At 40.4% G+C, this 26,274-nt stretch carries 23 protein-coding genes and 3 pseudogenes; 11 read left to right on the top strand and 15 right to left on the bottom strand.

Annotated elements, in window-relative coordinates:
* Positions 1-79: 79 nt before the first annotated feature.
* On the bottom strand, positions 80-244 hold the full coding sequence (locus tag C8270_RS19910) for a hypothetical protein (RefSeq protein ID WP_158701666.1): 165 nt from the start codon (positions 242-244) through the stop codon (positions 80-82).
* A gap of 183 nt (positions 245-427) precedes the next feature.
* Here C8270_RS19910 and C8270_RS08565 point away from each other — a divergent pair, with 183 nt between their 5' ends.
* The 5 genes and pseudogenes from C8270_RS08565 (at position 428) to C8270_RS08550 (ending at position 5,796) form a co-directional block, all read left to right on the top strand.
* Positions 428-874, top strand: coding sequence for an Lrp/AsnC family transcriptional regulator (locus C8270_RS08565; RefSeq protein WP_106496428.1), 447 nt, complete (start codon positions 428-430; stop codon positions 872-874).
* Between the two features lie 18 nt (positions 875-892).
* Positions 893-1,947, top strand: a pseudogene (locus tag C8270_RS08560) (M42 family metallopeptidase).
* Positions 1,948-1,983: 36 nt separating this feature from the next.
* Positions 1,984-3,627: a peptide ABC transporter substrate-binding protein gene (locus C8270_RS08555; protein WP_106496427.1), complete on the top strand. Its 1,644-nt coding sequence runs from the start codon at positions 1,984-1,986 to the stop codon at positions 3,625-3,627.
* Positions 3,628-3,829: 202 nt separating this feature from the next.
* Positions 3,830-3,958: a hypothetical protein gene (locus C8270_RS20660; RefSeq protein WP_267894839.1), complete on the top strand. Its 129-nt coding sequence runs from the start codon at positions 3,830-3,832 to the stop codon at positions 3,956-3,958.
* Between the two features lie 620 nt (positions 3,959-4,578).
* Complete coding sequence (locus C8270_RS08550; RefSeq protein WP_106496426.1) at positions 4,579-5,796, top strand: dicarboxylate/amino acid:cation symporter; 1,218 nt, start codon at positions 4,579-4,581, stop codon at positions 5,794-5,796.
* Positions 5,797-5,921: 125 nt separating this feature from the next.
* Here the strand turns inward: C8270_RS08550 and C8270_RS08545 are convergent.
* Positions 5,922-6,173: pseudogene (locus tag C8270_RS08545) on the bottom strand (DUF3892 domain-containing protein); the annotation flags it as partial.
* Positions 6,174-7,347: 1,174 nt separating this feature from the next.
* Here C8270_RS08545 and C8270_RS08535 point away from each other — a divergent pair.
* On the top strand, positions 7,348-7,590 hold the full coding sequence (locus tag C8270_RS08535) for an alpha/beta-type small acid-soluble spore protein (protein ID WP_267894838.1): 243 nt from the start codon (positions 7,348-7,350) through the stop codon (positions 7,588-7,590).
* Positions 7,591-7,632: 42 nt separating this feature from the next.
* Here the strand turns inward: C8270_RS08535 and C8270_RS08530 are convergent, their stop codons facing one another.
* The 4 genes from C8270_RS08530 to C8270_RS08515 all read right to left on the bottom strand — a co-directional run bounded on the left by C8270_RS08530 (position 7,633) and on the right by C8270_RS08515 (position 11,182).
* Entirely contained in the window at positions 7,633-7,824 is a 192-nt protein-coding gene (locus C8270_RS08530; protein ID WP_106496423.1) for a gamma-type small acid-soluble spore protein, read from the bottom strand.
* A 114-nt stretch (positions 7,825-7,938) separates the two neighbouring features.
* Entirely contained in the window at positions 7,939-9,084 is a 1,146-nt protein-coding gene (locus C8270_RS08525) for a DegT/DnrJ/EryC1/StrS family aminotransferase (protein WP_106496422.1), read from the bottom strand.
* 527 nt (positions 9,085-9,611) lie between these two features.
* Positions 9,612-10,553 carry an LCP family glycopolymer transferase gene (locus C8270_RS08520; RefSeq protein WP_106496421.1) on the bottom strand — a complete coding sequence of 314 codons (942 nt, stop codon included), beginning with the start codon at positions 10,551-10,553 and terminating at the stop codon, positions 9,612-9,614.
* A gap of 236 nt (positions 10,554-10,789) precedes the next feature.
* The gene (locus C8270_RS08515; protein ID WP_106496420.1) at positions 10,790-11,182 is read right to left on the bottom strand and encodes a hypothetical protein; all 393 of its coding nucleotides are present in this window, start codon (positions 11,180-11,182) and stop codon (positions 10,790-10,792) included.
* Between the two features lie 340 nt (positions 11,183-11,522).
* On the opposite strand from C8270_RS08515, the gene C8270_RS08510 reads away from it, so the two are divergent.
* Positions 11,523-13,076 carry an IS1182 family transposase gene (locus C8270_RS08510; protein WP_106496419.1) on the top strand — a complete coding sequence of 518 codons (1,554 nt, stop codon included), beginning with the start codon at positions 11,523-11,525 and terminating at the stop codon, positions 13,074-13,076.
* Positions 13,077-13,562: 486 nt separating this feature from the next.
* On the opposite strand, the pseudogene C8270_RS08505 reads toward C8270_RS08510, so the two are convergent.
* Positions 13,563-13,841: pseudogene (locus C8270_RS08505) on the bottom strand (DUF7225 domain-containing protein); the annotation flags it as partial.
* Positions 13,842-13,939: 98 nt separating this feature from the next.
* On the opposite strand from C8270_RS08505, the gene C8270_RS08500 reads away from it, so the two are divergent.
* Genes C8270_RS08500 through C8270_RS08490 form a run of 3 tightly spaced genes read left to right on the top strand, consistent with a single transcriptional unit; the run spans position 13,940 to position 17,885 of the window.
* Positions 13,940-14,410 carry a MarR family winged helix-turn-helix transcriptional regulator gene (locus tag C8270_RS08500; RefSeq protein ID WP_158701665.1) on the top strand — a complete coding sequence of 157 codons (471 nt, stop codon included), beginning with the start codon at positions 13,940-13,942 and terminating at the stop codon, positions 14,408-14,410.
* On the top strand, positions 14,404-16,128 hold the full coding sequence (locus C8270_RS08495) for an ABC transporter ATP-binding protein (RefSeq protein WP_106496417.1): 1,725 nt from the start codon (positions 14,404-14,406) through the stop codon (positions 16,126-16,128). Before C8270_RS08500 ends, C8270_RS08495 begins: the two co-directional genes overlap by 7 nt.
* A complete protein-coding gene (locus C8270_RS08490; protein WP_106496416.1) occupies positions 16,125-17,885 on the top strand; it encodes an ABC transporter ATP-binding protein in 1,761 nt (586 codons plus the stop codon). Before C8270_RS08495 ends, C8270_RS08490 begins: the two co-directional genes overlap by 4 nt.
* Positions 17,886-18,074: 189 nt before the next feature.
* On the opposite strand, the gene C8270_RS08485 is transcribed toward C8270_RS08490, so the two are convergent.
* From C8270_RS08485 to C8270_RS08470, 4 genes are all read right to left on the bottom strand, one after another.
* On the bottom strand, positions 18,075-18,371 hold the full coding sequence (locus tag C8270_RS08485; protein ID WP_106496415.1) for a DUF5615 family PIN-like protein: 297 nt from the start codon (positions 18,369-18,371) through the stop codon (positions 18,075-18,077).
* A gap of 1 nt (position 18,372) precedes the next feature.
* The gene (locus tag C8270_RS08480) at positions 18,373-18,822 is read right to left on the bottom strand and encodes a DUF433 domain-containing protein (protein WP_106496414.1); all 450 of its coding nucleotides are present in this window, start codon (positions 18,820-18,822) and stop codon (positions 18,373-18,375) included.
* On the bottom strand, positions 18,812-19,375 hold the full coding sequence (locus C8270_RS08475; protein WP_106496413.1) for a hypothetical protein: 564 nt from the start codon (positions 19,373-19,375) through the stop codon (positions 18,812-18,814). Before C8270_RS08475 ends, C8270_RS08480 begins: the two co-directional genes overlap by 11 nt.
* A gap of 146 nt (positions 19,376-19,521) precedes the next feature.
* A complete protein-coding gene (locus C8270_RS08470) occupies positions 19,522-20,304 on the bottom strand; it encodes a DUF7225 domain-containing protein (protein ID WP_106496412.1) in 783 nt (260 codons plus the stop codon).
* 442 nt (positions 20,305-20,746) lie between these two features.
* Between C8270_RS08470 and C8270_RS08465 the strand changes: the two genes are divergently transcribed.
* On the top strand, positions 20,747-21,313 hold the full coding sequence (locus tag C8270_RS08465; protein ID WP_106496411.1) for a hypothetical protein: 567 nt from the start codon (positions 20,747-20,749) through the stop codon (positions 21,311-21,313).
* Between the two features lie 341 nt (positions 21,314-21,654).
* On the opposite strand, the gene arr is transcribed toward C8270_RS08465, so the two are convergent.
* The 4 genes from arr to C8270_RS08445 form a co-directional block, all read right to left on the bottom strand.
* The gene (gene arr, locus C8270_RS08460; protein WP_106496410.1) at positions 21,655-22,071 is read right to left on the bottom strand and encodes an NAD(+)--rifampin ADP-ribosyltransferase; all 417 of its coding nucleotides are present in this window, start codon (positions 22,069-22,071) and stop codon (positions 21,655-21,657) included.
* A 514-nt stretch (positions 22,072-22,585) separates the two neighbouring features.
* Positions 22,586-23,812, bottom strand: a complete 1,227-nt coding sequence (locus C8270_RS08455; RefSeq protein WP_106496409.1) for an MFS transporter — start codon at positions 23,810-23,812, stop codon at positions 22,586-22,588.
* A gap of 351 nt (positions 23,813-24,163) precedes the next feature.
* Positions 24,164-25,060 carry a polysaccharide deacetylase family protein gene (locus tag C8270_RS08450; protein ID WP_106496408.1) on the bottom strand — a complete coding sequence of 299 codons (897 nt, stop codon included), beginning with the start codon at positions 25,058-25,060 and terminating at the stop codon, positions 24,164-24,166.
* Between the two features lie 315 nt (positions 25,061-25,375).
* Positions 25,376-26,263, bottom strand: coding sequence for a DUF3298 and DUF4163 domain-containing protein (locus tag C8270_RS08445; RefSeq protein ID WP_106496407.1), 888 nt, complete (start codon positions 26,261-26,263; stop codon positions 25,376-25,378).
* Positions 26,264-26,274: the final 11 nt, after the last annotated feature.

Genomic DNA, 26,274 nt, shown 5'->3' with positions numbered 1-26,274 from the left:
AGAGGCTGCTCTCTTTTGGCACTTTTTACTATCATTGAAGGATATAAACGGTTACCTGTTTCATCATATTGCTAAATCTTTACAATTCACATCTTCCATACATTCCCCAGCAACACGACCATCCCAAAAATTCCATCCCTAAACAATGTTGAAATTGCATCATCATGAATTTCCAATCAAGCAGAATGAAATCCTCTAAATAACCACCAACGAACATTGTTACCATTCCATGATATTCTTCCAATTAAAATTTTCTCTCTATTTTAAAAAAACAATTGATTTATAATGATTTGAGTTATATAATAATTAAAATTCACTTATTAGGTAGCTTTTAATGCATTCCCTAATATATATGAATACTTATTTAAATAATATTTACGTTTTACAGCTATTAATATCAACAAGAGTATCGAAAGGAGGTAATGTATTGGAGTATGAGATCGATGAGTTAGATCAGAAATTAATTCAACTATTATCTGTCGATGGAAGAATGTCTTTTCGGAAGCTTGCTGAAGAACTGAATGTCACCGAAAAGACTGTGCGTCTGCGTTATAAAAACTTACGCGACAGTAATACGTTAGATGTTGTCGGAGTGGTCAACCCCATTGCGCTAGGCCTTAAAGCTGGGGCAATTATTCAACTAAAGGTGCATCCGCAAACAATAAACCAAGTAATTGAAGAACTCGGCGAAATGAAAGAGATCCGTTATGTCACATTAACATCAGGGGAATATCCGCTGCTTGTACAGATCAATGTCGCCGATCAGGAGGCGATAACAAAAACCGTTTTAAAAATTACTGATCTCGATCAAGTGACAGATATTAACACAATTGTCCAATTACAAATCTATAAAAATACCTTTGAATACATGTAATAAGGAGGCGCTACACACATGATTGATCTACTAAAACAGTTAACCGCATTAAATGGCCCATGTGGTTACGAACATCAAGTTACCCGCTTCATTGAAAGTTATGTAAAACCAAAAGTCGATTCCGTCGATGTTGATTCTATCGGCAATGTCATTGCTAGAAAAAAAGGGACAAAACCTGGACCCGTAATCCTGTTAACCGCACACATGGATGAAGTCGGCTTCATTGTTAAAAAAATCGAACCTAATGGACTGCTTCGTTTTGAAAAACTTGGTGGACATGACGATCGAATCCTTCCTGCACAACAGGTTAAAGTCCTAGGCTCAAAAAAAGAAGTAGACGGATTAATCGGAACAATTTCCGCCCATTATATGAAATTCGATGATCCTACGAAGGTTCGTAAGCATGCTAATCTTTATATAGACGTTGGCGCCTCGTCAAGAGATGATGTTTCCGATTTAGGAATTGAAGTTGGCACACCAATAACATGGGCCACGGAAAGTAAACTAACTGGATGCAAAGGAAATGAAGTGATGATTGGAAAAGCACTTGATGATCGTGCAGGTTGTGCTACACTCCTTCAAGTACTAAACGAATTGCAGGATAAAAAATTTGCTGGTTTCTATTTGCTGTTCAAGAGGAAGTAGGATTACGTGGCGCACAAACTGCTATTAATGGATTAGATGTTGACGCAGCTATTGCCGTTGACACAACTGCAGTTAGCGACACCCCAGAGGAAGTAATGGATGATAGCTTGCGTTTAGGTGCTGGTACCGGAATTAAAGTAATGGACTCCAGCCTAATTGTGCAAAAGACAATAAAAGATCACCTCATCAAGCTAGCTAAAGAACAAGCAATTGACTATCAACTTGAGATTTTCACAGGGATAGGTACAGACGGTGGTGCCGTTGCACTTGCGAATAAAGGTGTGCCAACAGGGGTATTGTCCATCCCATCCCGTAACGCCCATTCTCCCGTTGAGCTAGTGAACATAAATGATCTAAAAGCAACAAAAGAACTGCTTCAATCATTTATTTTGCGTATCGATGAAAAAACGCGTTTTTTGTTTCAATAACCTTACAACAAAGATCAATTCTGGAGGGATATTTTAATGAATAAGAAAAAATGGTCTACACTGATCGTATTCGTAGTAATGATGAGTTTTATACTCTCCGCATGTGGTGAAGATAATTCAAGTGCAACAAATGGCAAAGATGATGGAAAAACCAAACTAGCCGATGAACAGGTTTTGAACGTGAATATCAAAACGGAGCCACCATCAATGCACCCTGGACAGGCTACAGATACGACATCCGTTGCTGTGCTTAACCAAACTTTTGAAGGGCTGACAAGGCTGGATCAAGATGGAAAAACACAAAAAGCAATGGCACAAGAGGTTGAGGTTTCAGATGACCAAAAAACCTACACATTCACAATCCGTGACGATGCAAAATGGTCCAATGGAGATCCCGTAACAGCAAAAGACTTTGAATATGCTTGGAAATGGGTGCTGAATCCAGAAAGCCCTGACACAGATTCCGCCTATTATTTATATTCGATTAAAAACGCAAAAGCCGCGAAAACTGGAAAAGCTTCTTTAGATGAAGTTGGTGTTACAGCAAAAGACGATAAAACGCTCGTTGTTGAACTCGAACAGCCAACACCATATTTTCTAGATTTAGCAGCACTTTATACGTATTATCCAGTAAACCATAATGTAGTAGACGGGCAAGATGACTGGGCCCAAGAATCCGGTGAACAGTATGTAACAAACGGACCATTCTCACTGGAATCATGGGAACACAAAAATCAAATCACCCTTAAGAAAAATCCAAACTATTGGGATGCTGACAATGTGAAGCTCGAAACAATTAATATGTACATGATTGAAGACGAAAATACCGAATTACAAATGTACAAAAATGGTGAATTGGACTGGGCTGGATCACCAACAGGCTCTATTCCACTTGCCGCAATCCCAGCCTTAAAACAAGAAGGCACATTAAATGTTAAATCCAGAGCTGCTGTTTACTACTATGCTTTTAATACGGATATGAAGCCATTCGATAATGCAAACATACGAAAAGCATTCGCCTTATCGATTGATCGTCAAGGCATCGTTACCAACATAACAAAAGGTGAACAACAACCAGCAATGGCCTTAGTTCCGCCAGCTATGTGGGAAGAAAATGAGAAAGGATATTTCCAAGATAATGATATTGAACAAGCAAAAGAATATTTGCAGAAAGGGCTAGACGAACTCGGCCTTGATAAATTACCAACGATAAAACTATCATATAACACGGATGAAGCACATGCGACAATTGCACAAGCATTACAAGATATGTGGAAAGAGAATCTAGGTGTGAAGGTAGAACTTAATAATGAAGAGTGGAACGTCTACCTAAATAGTTTATCTGAAGGTGATTTCCAAATGGGCCGTATGGGCTGGGTTGGCGCAGTAAATGACCCAATTAACTTCCTGGAAATCTTCCAAACAACAGGTGGCAATAACTATACAAATTGGGAAAGCGACAAGTATGCTAGTTTGCTTGAAAAATCAAATACCATAGCAGAACCAGAAAAACGTAAGGAAGTTTTACAAGAAGCAGAACAAGTATTCATGGATGAAATGCCAATCGCACCAATCTACTTCTACACAAATGTATGGGTAAACAAAGATTACGTCAAAAACGTTAAAGTCCCCCCAATCGGCGGCGTCCAATACAAATGGGGCTACATCGCAGAACACTAATACCGGGACATGGGGACAGGTTTGTTGTCCCGCCCGGGAAACCATGGGACGCAAGGATACGGTGCTGGGACATGGGGACAGGTTTGTTGTCCCACCTGAGAAGCCACGGGGCGCAAGGGTTTAGTGCTGGGACAAGGGACCTGTCCCCTTGTCCCAGCTAAGATGAATGCCAAAAGAGAGCTAATATGCTCTCTTTTTGTGTTTGAGATGGAATATCGGTCGGCATGTGGGTTGGGGGTATCAGCGTGAATGCGGAAACTTCCGCTCGTGTATGAGAACATCGGCGCGTAAGCTAAATCATCAGCCCGTGAGCCTGAACATCGGCGCGTAAGCTAAATCATCAGCCCGTGAGCCTGAACATCGGCGCGTAAGCTAAATCATCAGCCCGTGAGCCTGAACATCGGCACGTAAGCTAAATCATCAGCCCGTGAGCCTGAACTTCGGCGCGTAAGCTAAATCATCAGCCCGTGAACCAGAACATCGGCGCGTAAGCTAAATCATCAGCCCGTGAGCCTGAACATCGGCGCGTAAGCTAAATCATCAGCCCGTGAGCCTGAACATCGGCGCGTAAGCTAAATCATCAGCCCGTGAACCAGAACTTCGGCGCGTAAGCTATATCATCAGCCCGTGAGCCTGAACATCGGCGCGTAAGCTAAATCATCAGCCCGTGAGCCTGAACATCGGCACGTGAACAAAATCATCAACCCATACACAAAATCATCAACCCATACGCAAAATCATCAACCCACGCGCGAAATCACCAGCACTGGCTGGGACAAGGAACCTGTCCCCGCGTCCCAGCATCATACGCCCAACATATCCCACTTTCCTCTCATCTATCAATTTGATATAATAGGGTTTGTTCGTTTATACTTTTTTAAGAAGCTATTAAAAATATCTTAATATTGGAATTTGGTAGTTTTATGTCGTTACATATAGGAGGGACATCCCGTGAAATTAAAATTCAATTTAGTCACACAAATCTTTTTTGCTTTTATTATAGCCATCATTCTTGGGGTTATATTCGGGGACGCAATTAGTGTGATTCAGCCCCTTGGTGATCTATTTTTACGGTTAATTAAATTTATTATTGCCCCACTCATTTTAGCAACACTCGTTGTTGGTGTTTCTAGCGGAGGAGACCCGAAACAACTTGGTCGGATGGGGCTCAAAACGATTGTGTATTATATGCTGACAACTGGAGTCGCTATTATCGTTGGACTGGCAGTAGCATTCGCATTTTCGCCTGGTAAAGGATTGGATATTTCGGTAGAAGAGTCCGAGATGGCAAAAGAAGCCGCATCGCAGGAACCGCAAAGTGTGATCACGACTTTTCTAAACATTGTACCGGAAAATCCATTTAACGCACTCGCAGAAGCGAACATTTTGCAAATTATTTTCTTTGCTTTATTCATTGGAATTGCCATTACATTGGTCGGGGAAAAAGCACAGCCTGTCTATCGCTTTTTTGATGGTTTTGCCGAGATCATGTATAAAATTACGGGTATCATTATGAAAATTGCTCCGATTGGGGTACTCGGATTGGTAGCGCCGGTCATTGGCGAGTATGGATTGTCAGTACTATTACCACTAATCAAAGTCATTGCGGCTGCGTTTGTCGCCTGTATTGTCCATGCGATTCTGGTCTATTCATCCGCGGTTAAAATATTCGCTAAAATGAGTCCGTTAACATTTTTCAAAGGTATCTCACCCGCGGCGATCGTTGCTTTCAGTACGGCGAGCAGCGCGGGAACATTGCCAATAACGTTGAAAAATACCCAAGAAAACCTAGGCGTACCAAGCAAAATCAGTAGTTTTGTTCTTCCGCTTGGAGCAACCATTAATATGGATGGAACCGCCATTTATCAAGGGGTTTCCGTTATTTTCATCGCCCAATTCTATGGCTTGGATCTTTCTTTCATCCAATTGCTTACCGTCGTCGTTACAACGGTGCTCGCATCGATTGGAACAGCTGGCGTTCCTGGTGCAGGCTTAATCATGCTTACCATGGTCCTTTCCTCCATTGGCTTGCCATTAGAAGGAATCGCATTGATCGCTGGTATCGACCGCATTCTGGACATGTTAAGAACATCCGTGAACATCGTTGGGGATGCTTCTGCAGCAGTAATTGTGGCAGGATCGGAAAAAGAATTAGAGAGTCGAGCTTGAATGTAAGTCTACCAGCAAAAGCGTCACATCTTGAAAATTTTCAGGGTGTGGCGCTTTTTTGCTTTGAACCCATCTCACTTATGATTCATCAGTGATTTTGAAAAACAAATAAAGATTGATTCAAATCAAAAAGTAGGCAAGTTATCCAAATTATTCTCTTTTATCCCATCTGGTTCACTCCGAATAATATCCCGCCCATACTTATGGAAAACATCAATATGTGCAAGTTTTCCCGCTTTTGCTTCGTCCAATGCCGCCACATAATCCAATTCACGCCCTGTATTTGTTTGAAACGCAATAATATCGCCATCATCATTTTTGCGAACCGCTGCTATTGCTTCTTTTCCATCCAAATTTTCTTGTCGGGTAGAAAACTGGCGCGCACATTCATTAGAATTACGTTTCCAGTAGCCCCCCTGCGATCCCGGACGGTCGGTTTTCCCGAGTCCGGTTCTGACCTTGGATAAATCATATACAAGCCTTCCCAATTAACCGCNTTGTCGGGTAGAAAACTGGCGCGCACATTCATTAGAATTACGTTTCCAGTAGCCCCCCTGCGATCCCGGACGGTCGGTTTTCCCGAGTCCGGTTCTGACCTTGGATAAATCATATACAAGCCTTCCCAATTAACCGCAGGATTAAATGTAGGTACACATATTCCCCCATCAATTAATGGTTTACTTTTATACTAGCCTGGAGTTCATTACAAGCTCCGAGTCTTGTTGTCCTTGCAATCCAAGTGCCCAGAGGTCCTTCGCTCTATCATAGGTGTTACCCTGATAGAAGTGTAATTTACTTACTCTTAGAAAGGAATTACCCTTTCCTCATAGCTACTACGTCCTCATGCGCCAGTCCTAAATCATCTTGTCAATTTCTATTGTGCCTCTTATATGACAAGTCTTCATTGATTAGTACCATATCAATTAGAAGTAGGACCTTCCCGTCGTTATCTCTAAGAATCTTTCCACAGATGCAAGAACCCATGCCCCGGCTGCTCTTACAGTGCTTTTAACCGTTACTTCCTGTAAGACATCGGTCTTCCCCCACTAGGCAAAGGTCGACGCTAAGCAAATATCCCTCGGATAGCTTCATTGAGGGGCGTAGATTTCGGGACTGCAGTATTCGTTAAAGCCTTCCAGCCTCTGTGTTTGCTTGTCACGCTGACTATCCCAACCTTATCCTCTCTGTGTAGAATAGGCTGCCGTGACTTTTACTTCCAAGCAGAACGTAGTTTGTTACCTCCCCACGCATTGGATATGCTAGTCATCCGAACCGGTTAATTGATGACAGGAGACTTTCACTCCATTAGATTCTTAGCCTTGACGGCTGCTCCGCCCAGCTTCTACGCCAGCTTGTTGCTCACTTTGTTCCTTATATGCGTTGTAGATTTTTTCATAATCTTTTCCCATCACGATCCCTCCTTGTCCTAATTACTATTTCCTTAATGAACATTTTTATGAATAAAAGAATGCAACAAACCCCTTATTAAAAAATTACCATAGAGTGAACACTGCCATTTAGGAAAGCCTATTTAATAAGGAGGCGTTATACGTGGCTAAGAAAGATTTAGATCAATTAAAAGGACGCGTCATGAAGGCAAAAGGATACGACGTGAACAGCGCTAATCCGGATGATGTGAAATATGAAGTGGCTAACGAACAGGGCGTTCCGTTAAAAGAAAAATATAATGGCCAGCTTACCTCCGAACAAGCGGGCAAGATTGGCGGCCCAATCGGTGGAAATATGGTGAAAGAAATGGTCAAAATGGCGCAAGAGCAAATGAAACGCAACTAAAATGAATGCTGGTCGTCAACAACGACCAGCACATTAAAATGGTTAGCTCTGATTTTTATTCCGGACTTCCGCACGATCGGTATCACTGTAAACGCCAGTACCATGTCCACCAGTAGTTTTCGCAATAAATTCTTTCGCTTCATTATACGACATGCCAGAATCATCATTTTGCTGTTTGACCGCATCAATGTCTGTCCCCGCTGCTGTAAATTTTTTATTAGTTTCTTTCATCATAGCACCTCTTTTCACCATTACTTTTTCCAAAAAAGATGCTTTTAATCAAATGCCTGCCGCGCGCACTCAATCAAAAAAAAGATCCATGCCAACTATCGACATGAACCTCAACTTCTATTTTAAAAGATCTTGAATTACTTGAATAACGCGTTCTTGCTCTGCTTCCGTCAAATCCGATCCGCTCGGTAAACAAACACCTTTTTCGTACAATTGATCGGATACACTTTTTCCTTCTTCATGAGGATAATAATCCATTTCAATAAATAGCGGCTGCAAATGCATTGGCTGCCATACAGGACACACTTCAATATTTTCCGCTTCAAACGCGCGAATAATGTCATCACGGGAAATACCAGTGATATCCGGATCAATCGTAAATGCGGTTAACCACCGATTGGATTTCGATTCTTCCAATTCCGGCTGAAATTCAATTCCGTCCATTTGGTCAAAAGCCTCATGATAACGGTCAAACACCGCACGTCTCTTGGCAACATGGTCATTTAACACTTCCAACTGTGCCCGTCCGAAACCAGCAACAATATTATTCATACGATAGCTGTAACCCTCGGTACTATGCTGATTGTGAAGTGCAGGGTCACGTGATTGCGTTGCTAAAAATCGCGCTTTCTTCAACGCCTCCACATCATTTGAAATCAGTGCTCCTCCTTCAGATGTCGTGATGATACTACTTTCGTCAAACGAGAAAATGCCAAAGCGGCCAAATGTACCACTTTTCCTCCCTTTAAACTCACTGCCAAGCGATTCTGCAGCATCTTCAATCACAGGAACGCCGTATGCATCACAAATTTCTAGTAACTCATCCATTTTTGCACTTTGGCCATACGAATTAACAATTACTACTGCTTTCGGAAGTTTTTTCTGTTCGATGGCATCTAAAAAAGCGCGTTGTAATGCGGCTGGTGACATATTCCATGTATCTGGTTCAGAATCAATAAAAACCGGTTTTGCCCCATAGAACACAATTGGTTTCGCGGTTTCCACTGAGGTTAACGAAGAACAAAAAACCGTATCACCTTTTCCGACATGTGTTAAGCGCAGTGCCAATTGTATTGCTGCCGTTCTAGACGTGACCGCTGTCGCATCGTTAATCAAATTGTATGTGGCTAGTTCATTTTCAAACGCATCAACATTATTTCCAAGTGTCGATGCCCAATCACGACCGGTTGGCATTTGTATATATTTCTGCTCGTTTCCGCTCATGTGTGGTGATGAGAGGAAAATTTTTTCTAATGTCTCCATCGAATTTCCTTTCTTTGTTGCGTGAATTTTGTTGGTTCGTGTTTGAATTCAGTTATAAAGGCTGTTTTGTATTGTTTGTGCCTTCTATCCCGTAGCCCGTATATTTCGCTTTCCGGGGTCGACTATTGAGCCTCCTCGTGCTAACGCACTGCGGGTCTCATCGATGCCTTTCCTCCCCAGGAGTCTACATGTATACGGGCTGCTTGTGAGGTAATATTTGCTTAAATATTTCTTCAATAACAACAATCTTTTAGAATACAGCCATTCAGCCATTATAAAGTAGAGCTTTATTGTGAGGGGATTATTGTTAAATTTGGGATAAATCTACTTGCTACTATATTCCTATTATATCACTGTGGATTCGGATTGAAAAATAACAACGGCTGAAGATCAAGGCGCTTCCCGCTTTAGTGGACAAGTGAAGCACGCGAACATTCGCCCCAAAACAAAGAATGATTTCGTTACTGAAAATAGGCATAATAAAAAGCCCGCACTCCCTCAGCCAAGTGCGGGCCCTTATTATAATTTTACTTCACTATCATATCGTGCACCTTAGCAATTTCCGAATCGGGCACAATTAAATAATACGTGCCGCCAATCTTTGTTCCATTTCCTTCCATCATATAACGAACCACATTTTTTCGTACATCCTTATAGTTGAAGAGTAAATTTTTCATATCGTCAAAATCCAGATTGGTTGCCATATTATTACCAAGCACATCAATCATATCATCAATTTTATTAACCGATGCGATGCTTGCACCTTTATCAATAATGGCCTCGATAACTTGACGCTGACGTTTCGTACGGCCAAAATCACCATTCGGATCAAGGTGCCGCATACGGACATAGCCCATTGCTTGTGGACCATCCAACGTTATTTTGCCTTTTTCGTAATGGTATCCTTTTTTGTAGTACCCTTCATCATACCATTCAAGCTCATTATTAACGGTTATCCCGCCGACAGCATCAACCATTTTTGATAACCCTTCCATGTTCATCTCGACATAATAATCCAACTCGACATTAAGGAAATTTTCAACGGTGGCGATGGACATGTCAGTTCCACCATATGCGTAGGCATGATTTATCTTATCCTCACGCCCTTTTCCGACAATTTCCGCGCGAGTATCACGTGGTATACTAATCAGTTTCATTTTATCTTTTTTTGGTTCCATTGACAGTACCATTAGTGCATCCGAACGTCCACGGTCACCTGCACGTTTATCAACGCCAAGTAGTAAAATGTTAAGCGGTTTTTCGGCATTAATTTTCTTTTTTCCATCATTATGATCAATCGAGTCCACTGTTTGATGCATTTTCTCATTTACGGTTTGTTTTGCATTATGATAAATCGAATATGCATATGCCCCAACACCGAGCACAAGCACTAAAATGACGACTAAGCTTATTTTCAACCAACGACGTTTTGGCTTTTTTCGTCTATCTGATCGTCTGCCTTCTACCATGTTTTCATTCCTCTATCCATAAATTTCTGTGACTATTATACCATTTAATGCTTAGGCTTTACAGTGTCTGTAGATTAATACCCGTTGTGGTGGAAGTAAAATTATGCAGGCAAAAAACTGTTAGCTAAAGTAGTGGGACTTCATCGTTTAGCTAACAGTATGGTGAGATGTGATTATTCTGGATAACCGGGTGCATGTCTAAGGATAGATAGTAAAAAATCCTCTAATTCCGCCGATCAGAACGTCTCCTTCACAACAATCGCTTGCGTCACCTTTGTACGCTTACAATCTCCAAATTCCGCTTCATCCACCATGCCTAATTTAATTGCCGCCTCCAATTTGTCAGGATCTGGACGTTTCACGAGTACAATGCAATCTTCCAGGTTTAATTCTTCCAACTTAGCAACAGTCGTTTCATCATGATAGCGAATTTGGGAACGCACTTGACGCTGAAGTTTATACCTCCCCCGCTCAAGTTCCCCCTTCTCTTCTTTCCCAATCGAATCATCCAACAATTGATGAAATTTATTTTTCAACTGTTTCATTTCCTGATCAATTTGCTTCTTTTGATCATTTAATTCAACATATCGCTTTAAATCATCCTCCGAAATAATCAACGAACCATCCATCACTAACTCCCCCAGTCCGGTTTAGTTAGTACAATTGTATGTTTGGAGTGCGATAGATATGCCACTGGGACATGGGGACAGGTTGAGGCCACTGAAAAAGTCACTCTGAAAATTCGATAATTTAATAAAAGCTAAAAAAACACCCCTAAAATTTGGTATAATAGAACTGCAAAGAAACCATCAACCAAACTGGGGGTATTTTCATGCTTANGGGGACAGGTTGAGGCCACTAAAAAAGCCACTCTAAAATTTCAATAATTTAATAAAAGCTAAAAAACCCCCCCAAAAATTTGTTTTAATAAAACTGCAAAAAAACCATCACCAAACCTGGGGTATTTTCATGCTTAAAGACAAAGATATGCAATTAAGCATCTATTCCGTATTATACAGTAAAATTCCTGAAAATCATATACTTAAAATACTTCGCGATGAGGTAGATTTTAGCTTTATCAACGAACTACTCGAAAAAACCTATTGTAAACATTATGGTAGACCAGCGAAAGAGCCAGAGTTCATGGTAAAACTTTTAGTACTACAATACCTTTATGATTTATCGGATGTGCGAATTATAGAAGAGGCTTCACTGAACCTTGCCCACATGTATTTTCTAGGCATTAACCCAGAAGATGACTTACCACATCCAAGCCTTTTGACGAAATTCCGCAAAGAGAAATTAGAGGGGAATTTTACGGTCGATGATATCATCACAGAAAGCATCGGACAAAGTGTTGAAAAAGGCATTTTAGGAGGATCCGGATTAAGCATCGATACAACACACTCGGAAGCGAACACCTTTAAGTGTACTGTAGAAAGAGTGATGAAGCATCTCGCAAAAAAGCTATTTAAAATCGTTGAGAAAGAAAACGGTGAGGTACCTGAAAAGATAAATCAAGAAATACCAGACTATAAAGAAATAGAGGATCATAAAGAAGCCAAGAAAACAATGAAATCCTACCTTGAAGAAACCATCGCGAATGTAGAAAAAACAGTAGATGTGGAAAGTGCACCAGAAACAAAAGAAGTGCTAAACATGGCGAAGGAAATTCTGAAGGACCCTAAATTTTTGGAACAAAAAGGCGTTCGTTCACTAGTAGACCAAGATGCAAGAGTTGGTCACAAAAGTAAAACATCCCATTTCTTTGGCTACAAAACAGAATTTATGATTACAACAGAAGACAGAATCATTACGGCAGTTAATGTTCGTGATGGTGCCTATGTTGACGGAACGATGTTTAATGAGTTACTAGAACAAACACGAAAAAGCGGAATAGTTATAGATGAGGTCTACGGTGACAAAGCATATTTTAAAAAGCCAATCCTTGATAAAATAAAAGAAGTTGGGGCGAAACCATACATACCAGTAAGTGAGATGGCTTATAAAATTGATGAGGAATTATACAGTTACAATAAAGATTCGGATGAATGGTTCTGTGCTCAGGGGAATAAAACAGAGAGAAAAGTCTACAAAAAGAGAAAGGATGGAAAGGAAACCTATCGATATTATTTTGATAGAGAAACCTGTAGAAATTGTCCGTTAAGGGAGCAATGCTTCTCGGGTAAAACTGTTGGTAGAATTTTAGAGATAGGGATAAACACCCCTGAATTTTACGAATACAGCCAAGAGCAAAAGACGGATGAATTTAAAGAAAAATATCGGAACAGGTCTTGCCAAGAATGGAAAAATGGTGAGATGAAGAATTTCCACGGATTAGATCGTGCCAGGGGGTACGGTCTAAGAAGCATGGAATTACAAGCAAAATTAACTGCATTAGCAGTTAATTTAAAGAGGATAGCGAAGATACTATCCTCTAAAAACGGGTCTAATTCTATTTTTATTACCATTATCTTGAAATGGACCGACAAAAATAGAGAAAATCAAAAAAAATCTGCTTAGATCCCGAAATGTGCGTTATAAAAAGGGTACTATTTCAGTGGCCTCGGACAGGTTCATTGTCCCAGTCAAAAACCCCGTATTTTAGGGAATTTCAGCCGGGACAGTTAACCTGTCCCCATGTCCCACCTCAAGTTTACGTCAAGCTTTTGCCTATTCGTGTCAAGTTCTTACTAGTTCAGGTCAAGCTATACACCATGTTTTGAATTACCATAGTTTAAATCTAATTAATTATTACAAAATAAAAAAGAACCAAGCATAAAATTGCACGGTTCTTAATCGGATGACTCATCTTCTCCACTATTTAATACATAATGTAAGTTTGGATCTCTTTCTGACGTAGCAATTTTTTTAACTAGCCTTTTGCTTTCAAGATTTTTTAGAATCTTACGTGCCTATTGTGGACTTTTTCCTAAAGCTTCGGCAAGTTGTTTTGTTTTCAACTTATCCCCACCATAAGCAATTTCTAAAGCTATTTTTTCGTGATCAGTTAAGCTTTTCCACTTCCTGTTGATTAAAGACGAAATTCTCAATATATCGCACGACAATCAAATCATTAAAACCGGCAAATGTATTCTGATTAATTGTAATAAACCCTTCCGACTGTGCTGTTGTTTTAGCACTAATTCGCCTTCCGTTGCTAATAACATCAAAGCCTTGCTGATTCACATGTCTGTCCAGCGTTCCATTGGTATGGATTGCGCAGATAAATTCACCAATTCTTCCTATTAAATGGCGCAATTCTGTCGGCTTGCAGTTGAACAAATTCCTCCTTGACCCACAATATCCAAAAGAGTAAACTGTAATAGTTCCATTTTGAACAGTTCATTTTAGAAATGCTTTAAAAAAGAAAGATGGTGTATATAATGAATGATAATAATCATGAGTTTTCCCGTTCTTATACATTAATGCAGTCGTTCTGGCGGCTGCATCGTTTGATTATGCAGCAGGTTAAGCAAACAGCCGCTGCTCAAGACTTGTCAATGCCGCAATTTGCCATACTTATTACGATGACACACTATCATCAAATTGCGCAGAAGCGTCTCCAGGAGCTAACGAATTTTCCAAAAAGCACACTAAGTCATGCGATTGACGGGCTTGTACAGGCTGGGCTTCTGAACCGGACGTTTGCCAAGGACAATCGGCGGGAAATGGATTTGTCGTTAAGTGCAGAAGGAAAAGCATTGATACAAAACATTAAAGAACAAAAAGATGGTGTTCCCAGCAGATTTCAGAGAGCAGTGGATTCCTTTTCAGCGGAGGAATTTAACCAATTGCTGGCCATCCATCGTCAGTTAGCTGCACATTTTGAAGAAGGTAGTGAGGAACCATGCTAAAAATCCTAAAAAGATTGTCCGTCTATAAATGGTTGGTCGCGCTTATTTTTATCCTAATTTTTGCGCAAGCGTTGACCGATCTATATTTACCAACCTTGATGGGAGACATTGTGGACAACGGTGTGGTTCAAGGTGACATCCCGTATATTTGGAAGATTGGTGGGCTGATGCTAGTTGTGACAGCTGTTGGTATCGGCGTTTCGATCATGGCAAGCTACTATTCGGCCAAAGTTGCCATGGGACACGGCCGAGATTTAAGGCGCAGTGTATTCAACCATGTGCAACAATTTTCCTTAGAAGAATTTGATCAAATCGGCACAGCGTCATTGATCACCAGAACAACCAACGACATTACCCAGATACAAAGGGTCATGATGATGATGCTCCGGATGGTCATCACGGCACCAATCATGCTGGCGGGTGGCTTAATCATGGCCGTATCCAAGGATGCCAAGTTATCACTTGTCATTGTGGCGACCATGCCATTTCTGATCTTTTCCATTTTATTCATCCTGAAGAAAGGCATGCCCTTGTTTAAAGCCGTTCAAGACAGACTGGATAAGCTGAATCTTGTCATGCGGGAAAATTTGACCGGTGTTCGGGTTATTCGCGCGTTTGCAAAAGAACATGAAGAATCAAAAAGGTTAAAAACAGCCAACACCAATTTGACCGATGTATCGATCAAGGTGAATAAAATCATGGCCTTTATGATGCCGATCATGATGCTTGTGATGAATCTCACCATCGTCGCGATTATTTGGTTCGGCGGCATACGGATTGGCCATGGCGGGATGCAGATTGGAGATTTGATGGCATTTATCCAGTATGTGATGCAAATCATGTTCGCGCTTATTATGGCATCAATGATGTTTGTGATCATCCCACGTGCCGCCGTTTCAGCAAACCGGATTAATGAAGTGCTGGAGTTAAAGCCAACTATTACGGACAACAATACGGACGCTGCTGAACAGGAAAAAGGTACACTTGAATTTGACCATGTCACCTTCCACTATCCTGGCGCAGCGGAACCAGCCTTGACCAATATCGATTTCACGTCACAACCAGGCGAAGTGACAGCGATTATCGGCGGTACCGGATCTGGTAAATCAACGCTCGTTAATCTGGTTCCCCGCTTCTTTGATGTGACCGAGGGCGTCATCCGAATCAACGGCACGGATATCCGGGATGCTTCCCAGGAACAGATCCGCTCCAAAATTGGACTCGTCCCACAAAAGGCGCTGCTTTTTTCAGGAACGATTGCCGAAAATATTCGCTATGGAAAGAACGATGCAACAATGGAGGAAATTCAACATGCTGCTAAAATTGCCCAGGCAGATGATTTCATCCAAAAAATGGAACATGGGTATGATTCCGTCATTGATCAGGGCGGTTCCAACCTTTCCGGCGGGCAAAAACAGCGCTTGTCCATTGCCCGGGCATTAGTAAGGAAGCCGGACGTGTACCTGTTTGACGACAGCTTTTCCGCACTGGATTACAAGACAGACGCTGTATTAAGAAAGGCATTAAAAGAAGAAGTAAATCAAGCATCTATTGTCATTGTCGCCCAACGAGTAAGCACTGTAATCGACGCTGACCGCATTATCGTGCTTGATAAAGGCCGTATAGCCGGAATGGGCACCCATAAGGAATTACTGAACAACAATGAAGTATACCAGGAAATTGTAAAATCACAGCTAGGGGAGGAGGAATCAGCATGAGTAAAAAATCTTCCAAAAACAGCCAGACGCAAATGATGCAAAAACAGAAGCCGAAAGATTTTAAAGGCACATTCCGTCGCCTCCTTGGCTATCTCGTGCCCCGAAAAAAGCGATTAATCACCGTTTTCTTCGCAGCCATCTTGGGTACTGTTTTTACCATTCTTGGCCCGAAAGTAATGGGTAACACAATCACTGTCTTATTTGATGGTGCCTATGCCAAGCTACAAGGAACCCCTGGCGCAGAAATAAATTTTGGGAAAATCGCCCGGATGTTGCTCCTGCTCGGCGGCTTGTATGTGTTCAGCAGTATATTTACGTTTATACAGCAATATTTAATGGCAAGTGTCGCACAGAAAACCGTCTTCGATATGCGCAGAGATATTTTCGACAAACTGAAAAAACTCCCGCTAAACTATTATGACAGCCATGCACACGGAGACGTGCTAAGCCGTGTCACCAATGATATTGACACGATTGGAAATACCTTGCAGCAAAGCATCACCCAGTTTATCAGATCTGTAGTTACCATCGTCGGAATTGTGATCATGATGCTAACAATTAGTCCATTGCTAACATTAATTGCCCTTGTCAGCCTGCCGTTATCTGTGTTTGTGATTAAACCATTTCTGAAAAAATCACAACGTTATTTCGGCAAGCAGCAACGTACACTGGGAAATTTGAATGGACATATTGAGGAAATGTTTACCGGACATGAAGTTGTCAAAGCATACGGACAGGAAAAACAGGCACTAAAAACGTTCGATGAGGTCAACGAGGAATTATATGAGGCTGGAAAGAGCGCCCAATTTATTTCCGGATTGATTATGCCAGTCATGAAATTCATCGGAAATCTTAGCTATGTGCTGATCAGTATCGTTGGCGGGATTATGGTCACGCAGCGCACCATTTCGATTGGGGATATTCAGGCGTTCATCACCTATTCGAAGCAATTTAACCAGCCGATTACCCAGACAGCCAATATCGCCAATATCATCCAGGCGACGATTGCAGCTGCAGAACGTGTCTTCACTTTACTCGATGAAGCAGAGGAAGCAGAAGAGGAAAGCACCGGAAAACTGAATCAGACAACAGGCGCCGTTTCCTTTGAGCATGTTGATTTCGGCTACGGCAACGAGCATTTGATGAACGATTTGAGCCTTCACGCGAAACCAGGCCAAACGATTGCCATTGTCGGCCCAACCGGCGCAGGAAAAACAACCTTGATCAACTTGTTACTAAGGTTTTATGAATTAAAAGGTGGAAAAATCACCATCGATGGCGTGAATATCAAATCGATGGCCCGCGAAGAATTACGCAAAAACTTTGGCATGGTATTACAGGACACATGGCTATTTAACGGCACAATCAGAGATAACATCGCCTATGGGAAAAATAACGCCTCAGATGCAGAAGTCATCGCAGCTGCAAAAGCGGCACATGCCGATCACTTTATCCGCACACTGCCTGAGGGCTACGACACCATTTTAAATGAAGAAGGATCAAACATTTCCCAGGGACAGCGGCAGCTACTAACCATCGCCCGCGCCATGCTAGCTGATCCGCCAATCATGATCCTTGACGAAGCCACCTCCAGTGTTGACACACGCACAGAGGTATTCATTCAAGAGGCCATGAATAAGATGATGGAAGGCAGAACAAGCTTTGTCATTGCCCACCGCCTATCCACCATTCAAGATGCCGATAAAATTTTGGTCATGGACAACGGCACAGTCATTGAACAAGGAACCCACCAGTAACTCCTGGAGAAACAAGGCTTCTACGCCGACTTGTACAACAGTCAATTTGCCGATCCGGAGGCGGGATAACCTGTTTGGAAAAAGCATCACACATTATCGTGTGATGCTTTTTCGAAGGTGGGGTGGTCGGCTATCCTTCAATTATGAAAAATCAAGCCAGTTTAGGGATAATGTTCGCCTAGATATTTATCAAACCGAAGATGCGCAGTGACCAATTAATTGTTTAATAAAGAAGAAACCGTCTTTACCTTGGTCAGGTAGAAAGACGGTTTCTTCTTTGTGTTTATTGGAACCTAAAAAAGTAAATTTAGCTGCCTTGTCATTTTCAGTAAGTAATGCCCTTTCCTGCTCTAGTGCTATTTTAAATACCTCAATGTCTGACTTTCCCCTCATCCCTAACGAATGAATATTTACTGCATCATAACCTAAACTTTCAAATATCGTTTTTGCTCTTGGGGTAATATTTTCATCCAAAAGTAATTTCATCTTATTCCTCAAAAAAAGGATTGTTTAATAAATCTTCTACATAGGTAAGGGAGGCTTTTACTTGAGATTGGGTAAGTTCATAGTCTTCACAAATATCATTAATACTCATATCGTCATTCAAACAAGATATAATTAAAGATACAGGAATTCTTGTACCTTTAATTGTTGGCATTCCACTAAGGATATTTTTGTCCATTACGTTATTAGAATGTTTAGTGATTATCGACTTTAAATAGTCTTTTCCGTTCACATCAACCACCCAATTCTTTTTATTACGGTGGTAAACATTATATGCAAAAGATTCACTTTTTAGCCCTCTGTTTGGATCATTCTCTAACAACCGCCAATTTAAAACCACGTGATTTGCTGATTTATAAGGATCCTTAAGCGTTTCCATATCCTTTGCAACAACAGATTGGTCGTCATCATCAACAAAATAGTCAGTTATCATTTTTTTCACCCTCACTCACTTCAAGACTCTCAATCATATCATAAATATCTTTAAGCTTATCTATGAGTTTGTTAATTTCCATTTTTGATAACTCTATAGTAACTTTTTTTTGATTGGATTCTTCTGTTTCCCCATATACATCTGACACAATAAAATTGAGTACACCAGTATATGCTATGACGTTACTTAAATCTTTTTCGCTTCTCTTTGTTAAAATATCATAGTCAAAACCTTCGATAACATCATTCTTACTATGAGAATGTACATTTATAAATTCAAGTATTTCTTGAGTTAAAAAGTTCTCTGTGATGATCCGAATTTTTTCTTGTTCAATACTTTTTGGTATATTACCTGAAGCTAACATTTGACATACTCTAACAATCTCAAAGGCTGTCTTAATGAAGTCTTCACGCGAAACGCCAATATGTTCTATTTCTTTCTCAGTTTCTTTACTAACTCTGAAGCTAGAAGAATTTTTTAACCACTTAATATCAATTTTGCCCTCTTTGTATAATCTTGAAAACAATTCAACGTAAGTAATGTATTTTTCCATACTACACCCCATCCTTAAATTGCTATACCTTAATATTCTTTATTTCTATAAATTTACCACTAAATCATTTATTTGTCATTACTTTCAAATTGTAATACTTGACAGTAATTTAATTATCAAACACACGCATTTTTACTATTATCCAATCACTTCCCAGCAATTCCTGCTAATTTACTAATATCAACCTCATATTTACCTTGATAACTTCTAGCAATCTTAGGAATATCATTTTTTGGACCATAATAAATAATGTTAAAATCATCCTCAGCATATTGCACAACAAACAAATCATCAAAACCAGCAAATGTATTCTGATTAATTGTAATAAACCCTTCCGATTGTGCAGTTGTTTTAACACTAATTCGCCTTCCACCGCTGATCACATCAAAGCCATGCTGATTCACTTGTCTAGCCAGCGTCCCATTGGTATGGATAGCACAGATAAATTCCCCGATTCTCCCTATTAAATGCCGCAATTCTGTCGGCTTGCAGTTTAATAGATTCATTTCATTTCTAAAAATTTCATTGTAATCCTCATATAGCTTCATAATTTGCTGGTTACTTATATTCTCAAGCTGTGTTTTGGGATCATCTGATTGTGCAGGGCTTTGCTCATAGATCACTTTTTCGCCATTCTTCCATTCGCCAACAACTACTTCTTCACCGCTTCCTTTCAATTTATGAAAAATCAAGCCAGTGTACGGATGATTTTCTCCTAAGTATTTGTAGGAACTTCTATTTATGTATTGGAAAAGGTGCTTGTCAAAGCGGATTCCTTTATTGTAACGGTTGTAGCAGTAGTCTGATAGAATGACACTGTTGAGATTGGTCCCGAATTGCTGTTTTAGCTGGACCTTAACTTCTAAAGGTGTAATAATGTCGTTTACTCTATTGGATAAGGATTGCTTTAATTGTTCATAGATTGTCACTAAAATCTCCTCCCTCACGCATTTAAGTCTAACACGTTTGTGGGACGTGGGGACAGGTTTGTTGTCCCAGTCAAAAACCCCGTGTTCTAGGGGTTTTCAGCTGGGACAGTTAACCTGTCCCCATGTCCCGCTCTTGGCAATTATGGTAGTATTGGTTATGGAAGGTGATTATTTTGCGTGAAAAACAAAAAAGGGTGAGCAGCTTTTTAGCCAATCGGAGTTGTTCAATCAATATAGATACAAAGGGGAAGAAGAAAAGAAATATAACATATCCGCCTATATGTTTAGGAAATGTCGGTTTATTTATTACTGCTGTAGTCATTCTTATTATGGAACTATCCCGCTGAAAAACTAGATTGTGATTACACGAGAGCCAGGGCATTTACTTTCTTCGCAAAATTTGGATAGAACTGATACGATACATTCATGGAGGAGATAGCATATGAAAATAAGTGATATCCCATATAATATGAAATTTATTTTTGGCCCAAACCTTAGGGAAGTTCCCGTATCCAAAATTCAGATGCTTCATGGAATGATATACATCATGGAACAACTTAAAACCAATGATTTCAGTGACGATGAAAAAGCGAAATGGAACGGGATGCTCGGCTACTTTTTACGAATTGTTGGTGAACTGGAGGAAAGTGAAAAGCGCCTTCATACATCGATTGAAATTTACAATGACCTTGACAATCAACAAGGCGTATTTACAAACAAGCTTCGGCTAGCACATACATACCAGTGGTGGACGAAATACGAATTGTCCAACCAAATATTTAATGAATTACTGGAAAAAGCGGAAACAGATAGTGATTACACCCATTTCCTAGATTTTGTTTATCAGCATTGTGGCAAAAATGAATTTGACCAAAAAAGATTTCCAGAGGCATTGTCCTTTTTTGAAAAAGCACTGGAACTCCGCTCGGAAAAGGGAGATCAAGAGCTTATTTCGCAATCAGAGTCAGCAATTGAAGCTTGCAATTATAGGTTAGAACATCAAAAATAAGAAAAAAGAACAATTCTTAATTAGTATCGGGTTTTTTTGAGGTGCAAACAAGAGGAAACAGCTAAAAATTCACAACAAAAATGGCAGGGCAATTCGTAGTAGAAGGTGGTTACCCCCAAAAGTTATATTTTTCATTCTAACTTTTGGGGGTCGGTACCAGCTTCTGCCATTTTTTGGTGATTAAAAAAACTCTTGAAAAAGTATTGCCAAAATCTTATTTTACAATTTGTCCATTTTGTTGAAAGGGACGAGGCTGGGGCATAACTAAAACAATTAGCTAAAAAATCTCGCAGGATGGCAGCCCAAGGAGAGGATCACCCGCCGCCCACGAATTTTAAGGATTAATCGTGTATTACAGCTTTTCCTTGTTCACGTAACTTTTTTAAAGATGTAATCATGTGGTTTACTTCTTCATCGGAATGTCTTTCCCATGAACCTAATTCAGCTATTATTTTCAGAGGAGATTTAGACCTATAAGAACGTGTTGGGTTCCCAGGAAATTTTTTGTCCGTTAAATTCGGATCGTTTTCAAATTCACCCAATGGTTCTACAATATAAATTTTTTCTTTTGATTTGGATGTTGCCAATTCAGCACCCCATTTAGCAGCATCTAATGTTGCAGTAAAATAGATATAGTTTGATTTTTTATCTTGGTAATTTGATAAGTGTTGCGGTTCTAATAAATCCCCGATTTTTAGTTCTGCTTTAGTACCATGAAAAAAAGGACCATTATCTAAGACATCTTTTTTGCCATACATACTGATACACCCCTTATCTTTTAGATTTGTGTATAACATTATAGTATAGGTATTACACAAAAAGTAGTCTATAAATAATTTATAAATCATAGTATAATGTAAGTAGAGAGAATGATATCGAATAATAATTACCTATTTAAACTTTTTGATTGCCGGGAGTTTTAGGATCGACATCTGATTTTGTATTTTAAAAGTGAAATTAAACTAGCTGGTACTTTATCAAATAAAATAACGGATTGAGAATATTCATTCCCACTCTGCTAAAATCATTGCTATTTATTGTGCTATTTTAACTGAATAAACGCCAAAAACATTGATATAACAACAAAAGGGTGCGAAACTGTATGCGATTTCGGACCCTTTTTGTATTGTTATTTATTGTTTTTGCACCCTTAAAGAGAACCCGTTATTCTTAATGGGGGCAATCGGAAAAGGCACAACGAGCGGTTTTATTGCCGATCATTGTGCCTTTTTCTTCTCACAAAACAATGTCGTTCTTCCCTTTCAACTTCCATTAAACCGCTTCTGAAACCTTATTAATCTCATGCCCGCGCCCGGTTCCTTGCTTATCTCCACGCAGGCTAAGCATGACGATAAATGAAATGCAGTAGAGCCCTGCAAGATATAGCATCGCAACAGACATGGTCGCATGCTCCAAGATAAACCCAACTAGAATAGGGGACAAGCCACCCACTGCCCTGCCAAAGTTAAAGATGGAGTTTGTTGCTGTGCTTCGGATGTCCACTCGGTAGAAGCGGCTGATCAATGCACCATATCCGGCAAACATTCCATTGGAAAAAAATCCGACGATCGCGCCGCCAATCAATACACCTGCACTGCCAGTAGCATAGGCATATAAAAATACGGCTGCGGCAGATGCAAGCAGGAAAATACCATAAGCGGTTTTCAGTCCAAATCGGTCAATAAATCTGCCAAACGTCAGCATGCCCAAAATCATGCCTACTGCTGTACTGATTGTCCAAATAGCTGAACTTGAAACCGATAATCCTTGCGTCCTCTGTAACATGGTCGGCAACCAAATCATCAAGCCATTATAGCCAGCAATTTGCACTGTAGCCATGATCGCCAATCCCGCAGTTGTCAGGGCCATTTTCGGTGTGTTTACCAACTGAATCAACTTACCTTGTTTTTGGATGGATGGCTTTTGTTTTTGAGCAGCCAGCCAAGCAGGTGATTCTTTTAGATTTTTTCTAACAAAATAAGCGAATATAACTGGAATAACACCAACGAAAAACAACGCTCTCCAGCCAAATAGCGGCAACAATATCGAGCTGAGAATAGCAGCGATAATCACGCCAAATTGTGCGCCAACGCTGACATATGACGATGCACGCCCTTGCTTATTTTTCGGCCAAGCTTCTGCAACGAGTGCCATCCCAATCCCATATTCACCACCAGCGCCTAAACCTGCAATAAACCGGAATATATATACCTGCTCAATATTCGCGGCCACTCCCGTTAAAGCCGTACCAATGGCAAACAAAAAGATTGTATAAGTAAACACACGTACCCGGCCAAATCGATCAGCCAAGATACCAAAAATCATTCCACCGACAAGCATGCCGATGTTGGTGACAGAAGAAATAAGCCCTCCCGTCGTCAACCCAACATTAAAATCCGCCACAATCAGGGACATCGCAAAGGAAATGAACATGATATCCATGCCCTCAAGTGTCAAACCTGTCACAGAAGCTACGACTGTTTTATTACGATATTTCATATTTTCCTGCTCCTTTCAAGTCTCTCAGGACTCGTTTAAAAGATTTTTATATTTGTGTGACCTTACAATAAAAATGCCCTTTCATCCAAGTGGACAAAAGGGCATGATAAATCACAAACGTATTCCGTACAACGTTCATTTGCTCCTTTTTAGCCTCACTGGACTAAATTAAAAGGGATTCTATAGTCGATTATAATAGCACAATACGACAAAAAGCGCAAGAGTGGGACATGGGGACAGGTCCCTTGTCCCACCCCAAAACCCCCGTGTTATAAGGGTTCCCAGCTGGGACAGTTAACCTGTCCCCATGTCCCGCGCTCCCCGTGACCCCCGCTCCCCATGTCCCACTCATCAAATTGCGTAGCATCGGCCGTTGCATGTGAAGGTTATTGCTGGTACTTCTTTTGTTATTTTCTTTGTTTGGTAGCCATTTTTTTGAAGGTAACTTAGCAATTTTGGTAAATAGTGGATCGTCTCTGGTTGATCATGCATGAGTACGACTGGGGTTTCTCCTTGTTCCTCAACCTTTTCAATTTCTTGAATGGTTTTGTTGACAAATTGGCCATCCCCTAATTCCCAATCCCTGCTGTCCACATTCCAATCCCATATTTGAAACCCGTTTTTATATAGTAAATACCGCATGTCCTCTGTTAAATACGGTACACTGCCATAAGGAAGTCGCACAAGTTGGGTGTGATTGCCTGTTACTTCTTCTACTATACGTTGATCTTGCCTCATTTCTTTCAATGGCGCTGTTTGGGAGCTATATATTTGTCCAACGCTATGGGATATACCATGCAGCCCTAACCCTAATCCCAATTCTGCCATTCGTTTGACAACTTCCGGATTGTTTTCAATTCTAGGTCCAATCATAAAGAAAGTCGCTTGCACATTATAATGTTCAAGTACATCCAGCAATTGGCTTGTATCAGTCGTTGGTCCATCGTCGAATGTTAAATATATCGCCTTGCCTTTTTGGTCTTTTATACGTTGATGTTCTCGTTTTTCTGCTACTTTTTTCTGACGTTCTTGCACTTTTTTCTCTAGAATAGAATGATTAAGTTTGGAATCCGTAAACGTCTTTTTCGGTCCAATTGTAGACATTGATTGCTCTGCTGGTTTGGTTGCTTTTGGATCAGCGCCTTTTTTCGCATAGTCCATTAACCCAACAAGAAAAAATAAAGATAAGATTGAGAGAACCAATACCAGCAGTTTCCCCCTACGATTCAAATGTCTTCGTCTCTTCATAATAATTTCCCCCAGATGTTCTGAAAATCTATGATGCCTTGGATAAACAAAATAAAACATGTATAGAAGCACGAGTCTGCTCTTAGCCAGCCTTCCCTTTTAACAGAATCGGCGGGACCCCTCACAATTGCACAACATGGCTAAGATTGCTACGTCCTGGGAATGCGATTACCCCCGTCCGAAAAGTTTAGTTGCGATGCCTCCTAAAACCGTGCACCTAAAGAAGATCCCCAGCCCCTTAAGATTTACGAACTTGTACGAGTTGCGGGGCAGACAGCAACAAACAATGCGAAAACAACCTCCATTAAAAGCCAGCTATTTAATATATTTATCCCCTGCTAAATCGTTTGAAATCTTTTCCGTTGGGATAACAAATTCAACTGCTCCCATATAACCAGGTGCAACATCATACTCATCAAAAGCGATCACCAATTTATGGTCGTTGTTAATATAAAAACTTTGATTCACATCGATGTGATCAAATAGCTCATCGTCAGGTAATTCTTCTATGCCCGAATTGCCAACCCAATAAATTTTATTCGGATCTTTTTTCATTCGATTTATCATTTGTTCTTTAATGTTTTCACTGATCGTGTCAATATACTGGTCGTTTTTAAATAAAATTGGTAAAGTCAGCATAATTTGCTTTTGCTTGTCGATCGTGTCGTATGTAACAGTTGTATACGAAGATGCTTCTGTTTCTACGACAATTTGTTTGATTGAAAAGATAAGCTCGTCATCTGTCACCACTTCATAATCAGAATCAACGCTTAAATGACCCTCACCCTTTTCCTCCATATCCTCCATCCGTTTAGAGAACGTTTCATATAATTGTTGACTTTCATCCAAATATTTCTGGTTCAGGCTATTTTCAAGTTCTTTATCCTCCAAATTATTCACCTGTGGAACTTTTATATCTGCGTCGTAATTATCCTCATCCACCTGGATCTCCATGACCGTTAACACCTCTATGATCGGTCCAACAACTGGTATGGTAGATAAATTCTTCGCAAATGTCGGGCTCGTATTGATACTTACCATAAAAGTCAACACCGCTGCTGCTAAGCCAATTACCCATTTCGGATTTGGACGACGCGGTTTTTTTCTTTTTGGTTTTATTGCCTTTTGCACCACCTTATCCAGATCTTTTGGAATTGGTGTATCCTCATACTCCTTTTTCAACGCTTCTAATTTTTTATTCACAACATCCAGCC

Origin of the sequence: Lentibacillus sp. Marseille-P4043, from assembly GCF_900258515.1 — a bacterium.
Classification (GTDB): Bacteria; Bacillota; Bacilli; order Bacillales; family Amphibacillaceae; genus Lentibacillus_C.
This window is presented reverse-complemented; position numbering and strand designations above follow the sequence as displayed.